This window comes from Bacteroides sp. DH3716P (assembly GCF_025914115.1).
In the GTDB taxonomy this organism is placed as follows: domain Bacteria; phylum Bacteroidota; class Bacteroidia; order Bacteroidales; family Bacteroidaceae; genus Bacteroides; species Bacteroides ovatus.
Map to the genome: position 1 here is coordinate 1,598,349 of NZ_CP083673.1, position 13,325 is coordinate 1,611,673.

The 13,325-nt window shown below is 42.0% G+C and carries 6 protein-coding genes; 1 reads left to right on the top strand and 5 read right to left on the bottom strand.

Annotated features, from left to right (window positions below; genetic code table 11):
* Positions 1–19: 19 nt before the first annotated feature.
* Entirely contained in the window at positions 20–2,881 is a 2,862-nt protein-coding gene (locus KQP79_RS05555; protein WP_087317609.1) for a chondroitinase family polysaccharide lyase, read from the top strand.
* Positions 2,882–3,020: 139 nt separating this feature from the next.
* On the opposite strand, the gene cysS is transcribed toward KQP79_RS05555, so the two are convergent.
* The 5 genes from cysS to KQP79_RS05580 form a co-directional block, all read right to left on the bottom strand.
* On the bottom strand, positions 3,021–4,502 hold the full coding sequence (gene cysS, locus KQP79_RS05560; protein ID WP_004308002.1) for a cysteine--tRNA ligase: 1,482 nt from the start codon (positions 4,500–4,502) through the stop codon (positions 3,021–3,023).
* A 231-nt stretch (positions 4,503–4,733) separates the two neighbouring features.
* Positions 4,734–5,546, bottom strand: a complete 813-nt coding sequence (locus KQP79_RS05565) for a Cof-type HAD-IIB family hydrolase (protein WP_004307449.1) — start codon at positions 5,544–5,546, stop codon at positions 4,734–4,736.
* Between the two features lie 164 nt (positions 5,547–5,710).
* A complete protein-coding gene (locus tag KQP79_RS05570) occupies positions 5,711–7,714 on the bottom strand; it encodes a PL29 family lyase N-terminal domain-containing protein (RefSeq protein ID WP_061448412.1) in 2,004 nt (667 codons plus the stop codon).
* Positions 7,715–7,735: 21 nt separating this feature from the next.
* Positions 7,736–10,324, bottom strand: coding sequence for a DUF4955 domain-containing protein (locus tag KQP79_RS05575; protein WP_004322491.1), 2,589 nt, complete (start codon positions 10,322–10,324; stop codon positions 7,736–7,738).
* Positions 10,325–10,469: 145 nt separating this feature from the next.
* Positions 10,470–13,310 carry a DEAD/DEAH box helicase gene (locus KQP79_RS05580; RefSeq protein WP_138343102.1) on the bottom strand — a complete coding sequence of 947 codons (2,841 nt, stop codon included), beginning with the start codon at positions 13,308–13,310 and terminating at the stop codon, positions 10,470–10,472.
* Positions 13,311–13,325: the final 15 nt, after the last annotated feature.

The window sequence follows — 13,325 nt, forward strand, 5'->3', positions numbered from 1 at the left end:
GTTTAAATTGAAAATAGTAATGAAAAACAGTTGTTTTATAGTATTATTCCTTTTGGGAATCATTCCTTCAGCTTTCGCTCAACTCATCGGATTTGAAGAAGAAGTGCCCGAAGCATTTACAGTTTCCGGAAAGGGAGAAGTGAAAATCTCTTCTCTTTTTTACAAAGAGGGTGAAAGTAGTCTGGAATGGGACTTTCAGCCCGGTTCTACGCTGGATGTTCAAATTGCTCCTTTATCGTTGAATACGAGAAACGAGAAGCAGTTCGGCATTACCTTGTGGATTTATAATGAGAAACCGCAGCAGGATTCTATTCGTTTTGAGTTTCTGAATAAGGAGGGAGAAGTCTCTTACTGGTTCTCTTATCGTTTGCAGGCAGCAGGCTGGCGGGCTTGCTGGATCTCTTTTGAGTATATGCAGGGCGACAAGAAAGATAAGAAGATCGTAGCCTATCGGCTGGTTGCCCCGCAACGGAAGGGACGTATCTTTCTTGACCGTCTGATTTTTCCGGAAAAGAAAATGAATCTTCGTACCACTCCCGACCAACAGTTGCCTACCAATAATGGGCTGTCTAATCGTGACCTGTGGCATTGGTGTCTCGTGTGGAAATGGGAACAACAGTCGTATGATATTCCTCTGCCTTCTAAATTGACAAGCGAACAAAAGAAGGAGCTGAAGACTATCGAACAACGTTTGACTGACTTTCTGGAAGTGAAAAAGGCTCCGCAAGGACCGATTAATGCTGCCTATAAAACATTTGAGAAAGCGGCTATCAGTCCATCCATCGCTGGGACGGGATTTATAGGAACTCCTATTGTTGCTCCTGATGAACAGGACAAGAAGAAAGGAGAAATGTCATGGAACGATATTGAAACGATGCTTTCCGGCTTTGCCTATGATGCTTATTATAACCAGAACGAAACATCAAAGAAAAACTACTTTACCGTATTCGACTATGCTATCGATCAGGGATTTGCATACGGTAGCGGTATGGGTACCAATCATCATTATGGTTATCAGGTACGTAAGATATATACAACTGCCTGGCTGATGCGTGATGCTATCTATAAACATCCTCATCGGGATGCTTATCTCTCCACATTGCGTTTTTGGGCGGCTCTGCAAGAAACTCGTCAGCCATGTTCTCCAACACGTGATGAATTGTTGGATTCCTGGCATACGTTATTGATGGCGAAATTTATTTCCGCTATGATGTTTCCCGATGCAAGGGAACAGGCGCAAGCTTTGAGCGGCTTGTCACGTTGGCTATCTTCTTCTTTGCGTTATACTCCGGGAACGATCGGTGGTATAAAGGTAGACGGTACGACTTTCCATCATGGCGGTTTCTATCCGGGATATACCACTGGAGTACTTGCGACTGTAGGAGAATATATTGCATTTACCAATGGTACAAGTTTTGAACTGACCGAAGATGCGCGCAAACACATGAAATCAGCCTTTATTGCTATGCGCAATTATTGCAATTTCTATGAATGGGGCATCGGAATCAGTGGCCGTCATCCTTTTGGAGGGAAGATGGGAAGCGATGATATCGAAGCATTTGCCAATATCGCTTTATCTGGCGATTTGTCCGGTCAGGGAAATACGTTTGATCGTGGTCTGGCTGCCGACTATTTACGTCTGATACGCAATAGTGATACTCCGAATGCGCGTTTCTTCAAGAAGGAAGGTATTCAACCGGCACAGGCTCCACAGGGATTCTTCGTTTACAACTATGGTTCGGCAGGCATTTTCCGTCGTGCGGACTGGATGGTGACATTGAAAGGGTATACCACTGACGTATGGGGCTCTGAAATTTATACGAAAGATAACCGTTACGGACGTTATCAGAGTTATGGCTCCGTGCAGATTATGGGGAAAGGAAATCCCGTGTCACGTGCCGGAAGCGGTTTTGTGCAGGAGGGATGGGACTGGAACCGTTTGCCGGGTACAACTACCATTCATTTGCCTTTCGATTTGCTTGATAGCCCATTGAAAGGAACGACTATGGCACGCTCCAAAGAGAATTTCTCCGGAAGCAGTTCTTTAGATGGTAAAAATGGAATGTTCGCTATGAAATTGGCAGAACGGGATTATGAGAATTTCACACCAGACTTTGTGGCCCGTAAATCCGTATTCTGTTTTGATAACCGGATGGTTTGCCTGGGAACAGGTATTTCGAACTCCAATGTGGATTATCCTACGGAAACGACTCTTTTCCAGACAAAATATAATGGTAAGGAGCCCAAAGTAGGAGAGGATAACTATTGGCTTCATGATGGTTATGACAATTATTATCATGTAGTGGACGGAACCGTTCGCGCACAGGTGGCAGAACAGGAATCACGGCACGAAAAGACGCGTGAAGTTACTAAGGGAAAATTCTCTTCTGCCTGGATAGAACATGGCAAGGCACCGAAAGAGGGGACTTATGAATATATGGTATTGATACAGCCTTCTGCTTCCGATCTCGACGAACTGCGTAAAACTCCTGCATACGAGGTGTTGCAACGCGATCAGACTGCTCACGTTGTTTATGATAAAAAGACTGGTATCACGGCGTATGCCGCTTTTGAAGCTTATCAGCCTGCCGCTGATAAAGTGGTCGTCGCTATTCCTGCGGAAACAATGGTGATGTATGCAAAAGAATCTGATAAGGGTATCCGTTTAAGCGTCTGTGATCCGAATCTGAATATAGAAGAGAAGACGTATACAACGAAAGAGCCCAGTCGTCCTATTACTAAGGAGATACGGCTTAAAGGACATTGGAGATTGACAAGCCCGATGGAAAATGTCCGGTTGGAACAGCAGGGAGACCAGACCGTACTGACAGTAACCTGTCAGCATGGACAGCCGGTCGAAATGCTCATGGAAAATAAATAATTAGTGAATAAGATAAGAGAAAACAAGAATTTAAAGAGAGGTATTAGTCATCATGTTTCTATGAAAAAAGAGAAGACCGGTTCATGGGGAGCCGGTCTTCTTTGTATTTACACGGTGCGTTGAGCACTTTCTTTTCTTGTTACTTATTCAGTCTCCATTCGAAACCGTCTTTAGTATCTTTGATTTCAAATCCGAGTGCTGTCAGTGCGTTGCGGATTTTGTCGGAAGTAGCCCAGTCTTTGTTGGCTTTCGCTTTCATACGTTGTTCCAGTAACATATCTACTACCTTGCCGTAAGCTGCTTCACGACCATCTGAAGAGCCTTTTTCTTCTTTCAATCCCATGATGTCGAAACTGAACAGATGGAATGTTTCTTTCAGGTCTTTCAGGTCTTCGGCGGAGATGGTGGCATTACCGGCAATGATATTGTTTATAATGCGGGCGCCTTCGAAAAGCTGTGCGATGACAATCGGTGTATTTAAGTCGTCATTCATTGCTTCGTAGCATTTAGCGCGCAGTTCTTTCACGTTGATTCCCTCTGAAGTTGCCGATGCGGGAGTAATCTTATCCAATGCGTCAATGGCTTCCATCAGACGCTGCAGGCCTTTTTCGGATGCTTGCAGTGCTTCATTGCTGAAATCTACCGTGCTGCGGTAATGAGCTTGCAGGATGAAGAAACGGATTGTCATTGGTGTGTAGGCTTGTGCCAGCAGCTTATGAGTACCGGTGAAGAATTCGTCCAGCGTGATGAAGTTGCCAAGTGATTTACCCATCTTGGTTCCGTTGATGGTAATCATGTTGTTGTGCATCCAGTAGTGAACCATGTCATCACCTTGTGAGGCTACCGATTGTGCGATTTCACATTCGTGGTGAGGGAAAATCAAGTCCATTCCTCCTCCGTGAATATCGAAGTGTTCACCCAGGTATTTGCGTCCCATAGCGGTACATTCGGCGTGCCATCCGGGGAAACCATCGCTCCATGGAGACGGCCAGCGCATGATATGTTCAGGTTGTGCCTTTTTCCAAAGGGCAAAGTCGGCGGGATTGCGTTTCTCGCTTTGTCCGTCGAGGTCACGGGTGGTATTCAAGACGTCGTCCAGATTACGTCCGGAAAGTTTTCCGTAGTGGTAATCTTTATTGTATTTGGCTACATCGAAGTAGACGGAGCCTTCGCTTTCATAGGCATATCCGGCATCCAAAATCTTCTGTACCAGTTGGATTTGTTCAATGATATGTCCTGAAGCATGTGGCTCAATGCTTGGAGAAAGTACATTCAACGCTTCCATTGCTTTATGATAGCGGTTCAGGAAATATTGAACAACCTCCATTGGTTCCAACTCTTCCAGACGTGCTTTCTTGGCGATCTTGTCTTCTCCGTCATCGGCATCGTGTTCCAGATGACCTACGTCGGTAATATTTCGTACGTAGCGTACTTTATATCCTAGGTGGGTGAGATAGCGGAATAACACATCGAAGGTTATAGCCGGACGGGCGTGTCCTAAATGGGCATCTCCGTAAACAGTCGGTCCACACACATACATGCCTACATGAGGTGCATGAAGCGGTATAAACAACTCTTTCTTTCTATCTAAGGTGTTGTAAATGGTAAGTTGATGTTCCATAACATTTTATATTTGTTTTATTGGAATCGCAAAGTTAGTATAAAATCTGAATATGCGCCCTATCTTTAATCGGTTGATTTTAAGTGTCGGGTCGTTTTTACCAGTAATGTGATTTGTTTCCCGGTATGAAACTAACAGTTTCACACCGAGGAACCAATAGTTTCATTCCTTGAAACCAAAGGTTTCTCACCGAGAAACTAAAACTCTGCCGGCATGCCAGTAAATGTTTGGCTATTGTTGATTGCAAAACTTCTTGATTGCTTCTGCTACACCGTCTTCTTCGTTACTTAGAGTGATGTAATCTGCTGCTTTCTTTACAGGTTCTTGAGCATTTCCCATGGCAATCCCCAGTCCTGCAAACCTAATCATGGATAGGTCATTATATCCATCACCTATGGCTATAACTTCTTCACGCGCTACTCCTATTTCTTTTAATAGGACGGCCAAAGAAAGAGCCTTGTCGATACCTTGCGGGACTAATTCGAGAAAATAGGGTTCTGAACGGAAAACATTAATGCGACCTTGTAACCGGAGACAAAGTTCGGCTTCAAGTGGAATCAGTTTATCGGCATCTCCTACGATGAGGCATTTGGCTACGGGAAGCGTGATGTCTGTCAGGAAGTCATTTGTCTCCCGAACTGCCATTTTATTGAGAAAGGCTTCTTTTAATACGTATGGATCTTGAGAGTTTTCGGTTATTATCTCTGCTCCGTCATAGGTTAATATACTTAGTTGATGGGTACGGGCACATTCGTAGAGCACTGGAACAACTTCATTAGGCAACACATTTTCATATACCATCTCTTGTGTTTCCCAATTAATGATTTCTCCTCCGTTATAGGACAGGATGAATCCACCGAATTCATTCATACGTAACTCATTAGCTAATGGCACAATACCATAAGTAGGTCGACCGGAAGCTAATACCAGTCGTATTCCTTGCTCTTGCATACGTATCAGAGTTTCCCTGTTGCGGGGAGTGATTTCCTTTTTAGAGTTGGTGAGTGTGCCGTCAAGATCGAGCACGATAAGTTTGTATTTCATGTAGGGTTGTTTTTGGATGCAAAGATAAATTAAAAAAGTTTTTCTGCAAGGTGGTGGGGGAAAAGATGTGGTTTTAGCTGAAATTGCACTGTGATAGTGCAATATACAAAAAAAGGATACCTGTAGGGCATCCTTTTTTGTATTGAGAAACGTGAGTTTATAGTTTATTGGTTAATAGTAGACCCGAATCCTGTATATGCATTGTCTGGTATAAAGATGCCTTTATCCAAATCCATTGAAGTGAACGGACTATTTGCCAGGCGAAGTAATTGTTCTTCGATTGGGTTGGTAGGCTTAACTGTTGCGCCAAAACTATTCCATTTATTTGTTTCGGTAAGTCCATATGCTATATTATCTTTCACATCGAATTCTGGAGTACTTTCTGTTTTATAAATACCACACATTGTAGCGTCACTATTCATGTTGGGATCTGCATAGAAAATATTTTTCGAGATCGTCATCTTTGTAGCATCGTAGAATTTTAGATGATAGTTCTTCCCTACATAGTTTACAATGCTATTATTACAGAAGGATACTTTTATTTGTTGCTGGTCGGGGGTTTGTACAATCTTGTTATCCCATGAAAGAATCTGTCCGGCAACAGATGTTTTATTGTATACAATGTTATTTTCAAAAGTAAACATTTGCATTGCGTCTAAGTGTGTTGTTTTGTAGATATTGAATATTAGAATACCATCTACTGTAGTATTTAATTGGAAACGTGAATTCTTTGCATAAATATTCTTGATTGTATAAGTTGCTACATTGTTATAATAAAAGTTCTTTTGAATATTAGTTATTTCACAGTCTTCGAACACAAAGTCTTCAAAATCTGCAGTAGCATCTGCATTACAGAACATATACTTATTATTACCTCCACTAGCATCAATTTTAGTTAGGTCTAATTGTATATTTTTGAATATCAATTTACCAGATTTGAGTTTCCACAAAAGCTCTGGTTTCAGTATAGGTTTACTGTCACTATATCTTCCGATTATAACAACTGTTCCTGTGATTTCAGCAATGGATGGTGTGTTAAAATCATAAGCTCCCTTTTCCAAGAAAATAACAGTTTGTTCTGTCTTTTGATGGATTAGGTTTCTGATATTAGAAGCACTCTCATCAGAGCCATCTAATAATATAGCTTCATTTGCTCCTTTTGTTATAGAAACATTTCCAATAGTAATATTCCCATTTGTATTGTACTCTGTGTAGAAGTCTTTGGATTGTGGGGTATCTATAACTTTAACCTGAATCTTTGCAATCATAGCATACTTTCCACTTGTTGCCAATACCGCAATATCAGTACTGTTATCAGCTGTTGCACGAGTCATCATCTTTGCGCTTGATGCAGGAGCAGTAACAACCAATACATTTTCTTTTCCAGCTTCCTTAGAGAATTTAGCACTCCAGCCTTCGGGAGCAGTAATCATTGTATTTTCTACTCCTCTCACGGTCATGGTAAACTCTTTCACTTCACCTGCCGAAAACTCCTGTACTTGTTTTAAATCTTCGGCTGCAAAACTACATTCGAAATCACGAACGATAGGGATACGTATGGTTGGAGCATCTTCACCTGCAAGTACTAAGACCAGTTCGTTGTTTTCTACTGTTACACTCTTGAAGTTTTTGTCTTCTGTCGGAGCAGAACCGTCACCGGTTGCGCTGACTTTGTCGTTAGTTCCTTCTTTGTATATATAACTATAATTCTTTCCTCCGTCATAGCTAACCTGCCAGTAACCTTCACTATCTACATTGAATGTAGGAGTCTTACCACTCTCTCCATTAGCTTTCACAGGTTGTCCGTTTACAGTCAGACGCTCCGGAGTTTCATTTTTGTTGTAAAGAACAGTCCAGTAGCCTTCTGAATCGATACCGATAATAGGGCATAACAGGTTATTGTCGTTTTTCATATATAGATTTACTGTCTTTCCATTGCTCAAAGTGAGTGTGTAGGAATCAGACTTTTCCTCTATATTAGTAATAAATGTTCCTTCATTATAAAGTTCGCGAAGAGCTTCAGTATTACTATTTATATCACGTACTTGTGTTTCGAGTGCGGTAACGCGCTTTTTCAGTGCGTCTACATCATCTTCCAAATCGTCAATGTTGGTACATGCTACCAGGCATACAGCCAATAACATGAACATACTCCATACTTTTTTCATGATTATATTGTTTTAAAGTTATTATTTTAAAGAGGATAGCCAGGAAGGAACATATCCCAAACGTTTACGTAATTGAGCCTCATAGAGTGAATATGGTTCCACAGCAGTTCCGTTACTTTCGAGCCGCTTCATTTGAGTATCATCAAAATCTAAAGGACTTCCGTGGAAACCGACAATGATAGGAGGCATAAATTTCCACCAAAAGCCGTTACCATCCCACCAGGTAAATTTACCTCCTGTATCGATGTCCTGGTCTGTTTGTGCATTTGTTGCGTAGAAATTCCATATTGTCAGATTCTCCATGTGATTAGGCATTTGAGCAGAGTCTCCTCCTTGTCTCCAATGCATGAAACCACCGGAACAGCAGTCGATTAGTGTTGCACGTGGCTGTGTGGCATGTGATTCAAAGCAAGAATCATCTCCCCATCTAACATTCCATATTACAGCACCCATACTTTGCTTTGAAACGCCGCAAGCGTGATATTGGCCAACGTTCGTTTTATATTCCATCAATGTGCTTTCACCTTCTCCTTTTCTAAGTGTGTAGCCATTGCTGTTTTCAGTTACTTTTCCAATAAAGATACGGGAAGAAGCCTGTGAACGGATAGAGGCGTGTCCACGATTACCGCCAATAGTGATGTCATAAGCAGAACAGTTGGCAGAATTTGTGATTGACATGGCTTCACTAACACTCTCAAAATTAACCCGGCGCATCCACGAATTGGTCAGACGCACAAAATCGATGAGCTTAAAACCACCATCGTCAATGTCAGAGCCGTGATGGATGAATTTTTCTTTGGCATGTCCTTTGAATGTAAGGTCTTCTACACCCACATTGGCATAATTGGCGAATTTATGTACATTCCATCCCCAATCTTTATTGATGGCGTGCATGATCGGCTCTTTGAAGGTGACACTATTACCACTGATTTTCTCAATCTGATGATATTCGTATATCTGAATCCCTTTTGTCTTGATATTGGGAGTACCGCCTTGCTGTATCTTAATATCTTCCCATTTGTGTGGATATAATTCGGAGTTAATTACATTGTCATCCGTATTTTCCAATACAAGGCATACCCAACTGCCTGCGCTTACTCCGGTTAAACTGGCTGTTATGGTTCTGCTGCCTATGGGAGCATCTTCAGTGATAACACCTATTGATTCTTTTAATCCTGTATTGTGTTTGAACTCCATCATGACAGGAGCATTCCACATTTCTTCTGTTGGTTTCGGAGAATTATTTGCAGCAGTCATTTCGAGTGTTGTTTTGTTTCTTCCGGCTCCTTTTAAAACAATATCACTCATTGATATACGAATTCTGCGATCTTTAGAATCCTCATCTTGCAGGATATAATTTCCTTCGGGGAAGTAGATAATAGCTTTAGCATTTTCCTTGATATATCGGTCGGTCATATTGAGGTCTTCTTGCTTTGTTTCACTTGCTATTTCTTCCAATACCTTCATGAAAGCTGCTCTGTCAGATTTGCCGTCGTTTGGGATAGCTCCGTATTTGGGATCTGTAACATCATATACTTTATATCCTTGTGCTATTAATGTTTCTGTTTCAGGAGGTGCTATTTCACCATGTTTATATCCGGCGTATGAAAAGTCTAATAACACATTCTGTTGGTCAGCGTTAACAAACTGCTGCCAGGCTTCTGCTCCGGCTTCGCTGGAAAGTTGTTTAACTTCAATAGATACAATACGGATATAATTCTTTGATGAAGTCAGTACAATTTTAATAGTTTCTTCCATATCCTTTGTCGCAGTTGCTTGTGGTGTGATAGTTAACAAGTTCTCGGATAAAAGAACATTCCATCCTTTGGGAGCTTGTACTACGGCTTGTTGTACGTCATTCTGTTCTACTTTATATTCCTTATGATTCTCATTGGGGGCGAAAACCTGCACAGTTTGTTCGCTGTCGGCATCATTGAGACCATAAATTATCAGTCCAAAGGTGTCATCTACCGGAAAGGTATATGTTTTTCCTCCATCGGATAATGTGAATGAGAAAGTATGGTTTGCTTCATTATATTCTACCTTACTGAATATACTGGTTCCTCCCTGACTTCCACCTTCGGCCTTAGTTCCTAAGCTTGTATACGTTTGTCCATTATCGTAGCTCACTTGCCAATATCCACTGGAAGATACGCTGATTAATGGAGTTGCCACCACATTGCCTTCTTCATCACGGGGCCATGCTGATACTTTCTCTCCATCGGCTCCTGGCAGATATTTGAAATTAGTATTATTACTTGTTTTATATATCCAGTAGCCTTCTTCGTCTACGGAAAATTCAGGGACAGACGCCTGTACTGCTTCACTTTCCATGACTTTAATGCTTGTTCCGTCACTAAGTTCCAGCAAATATCCCAGACCATCTTTAGTCGGAGTAATTCCGATAATGACTTTGTTTTTTTGCATAAGGGCTTGCAGACTGGCAAATGAAGTATTCAGTCCTTCCGTTGCTTTTTCCAAAGCAGCGACACGGTCTTTCAGAGAATTGATGTCTGCTTCCAGGTCATCTGTTTTCTGGCACGATTGCATGATTGCCAACATGCTGCAAATACCAAATAGTAATAGGTAGGTAATGCTCCTGTTTTTCATACGTTTATTATTTCGGGTTATTTATAATTTTCACAATGGCAAAGATAACCGGATAAAATAAGAGTATATGGATAAAAAAATTCAGGAATACGATGAAATAATACATTTTACACGTCTCTGTGATAGATTGCGACTTTATGTATTATTAGAGCAGGTCTACCCATTGCTCGTTGCTTAATATAGGTAATGGCTCACTATCAGTAACAAATGTTTCTGCCAGTTTCCGTTTCTCATCTTGTAGGTGAAGAATCTTTTCTTCGATACTGTTTTGGGTAATGAAGCGGTAAGCAATTACTTGCTTGTCCTGCCCGATACGATGGGCGCGGGCGATCGCCTGCGATTCGGCGGCAGGATTCCACCAGGGGTCTATGATAAATACATAGTCGGCTTGAGTCAGATTAAGTCCCACGCCTCCTGCTTTTAGTGAAATCAGGAATGCCTGGACGTCTTTTTGATCGGTGAAATGGGCGATTTCGGAAGGACGGTTGTTGGTCGATCCTGTTAATAAGGCATATTTCCAACCCCGTTCGTGGAAAGCTTCGGCGAGCACCTCCAGATGTCTGACGAATGAGGAGAAAATTAAAACTTTGTGGCCTTCGCTCTGTAGCGTATCGAATGTTTCGATTATCTGTGCCGTTTTTCCGGATGTTCCGGTATAGTCGGGAAGGATAAGTTGCGGGTGGCAAGATAGTTGTCGTAAACGTAAGATGCCATTTAATACACTAAACGAATGAAGCCTGTCGGTACTTTGAGGATGCTGAAGAAGGATGTTGCGCAGGCTGTTTTTCTCCTGTTCGTAACAAGTATTCTGCTCTTCAGTCATGTCGCAGTAGATGGTCTCTTCGGTAAGTGCCGGAAGTTCCGGAGCTACCTCTTTCTTGCTTCTACGGAGGATAAATGGGGCTGTCAGTTGTTGCAATAATACTTTTGCACGGGCATTCCCCTGACGAATCGGCATTATAAACTGCTTTTGGAAAGCATTTTCCGTACCCAGTAAGTCTGGTTGTATAAAGTGAAATTGAGCCCACAGGTCTTTTAATGAGTTTTCGATGGGAGTGCCAGTAAGTACAAGCCGGTGTTTACTTTGTAGTCGAATGGCTGACCGGAAGGTGAGCGATTCGCTATTTTTGATATTCTGGCTTTCATCGAGCACGATGTATTCGAAACAGTATGAACAGAGTATATCAATGTTATTCCTCATCATGCCATAGGTCGTAAAGATCAAGTGAAAATGACCGAAGAATTTTTCCGGTTGTTCCTTGTCTATAGACACGGTGTTGTTGTATTCCGTCATCGAGAGAGCTGTAAAGCGTTTGGCTTCCCGTCGCCAGTTATGAAGTAGCGATGTGGGGACAACGATCAGGGTAGCCGGTTGTCTGGGGGTAGATGGTTTATATATATATTGTAATAGAGTAAGAGTTTGGAGTGTCTTCCCAAGCCCCATGTCATCTGCCAGGCATCCGCCAAATCCTTGTTTATGCAAGTGTACCATCCATGAGAATCCTTTCTGCTGATAAGGACGTAACGTTGCTTTGAGGTTTTTGGGTACGGCAACATTTTGTATCTGTTGCTTCGCCGGAAATTTCTTTAATTCCTCTTTACCTAAGGCGGTCTGTGCAGCACCAACAAACGTATGTTTCAAGCGGATTCCTTTTTCCGTTTGAATTCCCATCTCTAGTAAATTCGCATATTTGCTGAACCATTCCTCTGGCAGGAGAATCATGCGGTCATCAGGTAACAGATATTCTCTCTTTTCCTCCAGGATATGTTTGCGGAAACGTGAAAAAGGAATACGCAGATTGCCGATAACAACGGTGATGTGCAATTCAAACCAGTCGACCTCATCGTCGCAACTTTGCTCGATGCGTATCTCGTCCAGGCAATAAGGTGTGTTTCCCATATTGCTGGTGAGATGGAAGGACTGCTGCAACATCTCCCGATGGTTGTTGATCCATTCGACGATCGTTTTCTCCGGAGCTTCAGGGGATAGGCTGAAATGTGTATCATTGAGTTGTCGCAGGCCTGCATCCGTTAAGAGCTGAACGGCTTGTTCTTCAGCAGTAATGTTCCGGCGAAAAAAGAAGATTTCACCGGATGTTTTCCGATAAATGATTTTTTTCATTTCAAGGGCACTATCCGGTGTAAATGTCTGATCTCCATAACGGAAACCAAGCTGCAATGCTTGTCCGTTGTACGTGGTATCTTCGAATGAGAGAATTGCTTCACAGGGGCATTTCTCTTCCATTATATTCAAACCGTGAGTCTCGATTTCATGATAACGAGCAATCGGGATAACAATGTTATCTATGTATTTTTCAATTTGGGAAGCGTCTACGCTGATCGATCTTTTCTTTGTAAAAGGTAAGATGCGTGCGCTTTCAATGTGCGGAAAGAAGTATAGCTCCATTCCCAATAATAGCGTGGCTGGTGCGGATGTCAGTACAACCACAGGTTTCAACTCACTTAAAGAGAATGGCTGTCCTTCATAATAGCACTGCAACTGATAACGAAACGTTTTATTGTCAACATGAAACGTTACACGAATTTCTGCATTATGAGGATTTATGTGATAGGCATGATGGGCGTATAGTATTTTACTGCCGGCTTGTTTCTGATAAAAAGGCAGTCCGTTGTCCCGTATCAGTACCAGCATTTCCAACAGTTTCTTTTCGATAGATGGATGGATATCATTCTTTATTCGTTCCGGATCTTCGGATAATTTATGTAAAAAACGCGATACTGTTTTTTCGCGGGAGTAGACACTCATTAGATGCTTCTCTGTATAATAAGAGGCGATATGAATAGCTTGTCTTTCTGCCTCACTCATCTTGCTCATAGCTTCGGGAGAGGCGTGAAATGCTTGTTCTACCAATTGCAAGGTACCATCGTCCAGCTTTTCCGCAATATAGGGAATCAGTAATATGCCGAGTATCGGATGCTCTGTGAAAACGATTATAACTTGTCCGTTAGTTGGTCTCTCTTTCATTCTCTTTTAGACTTT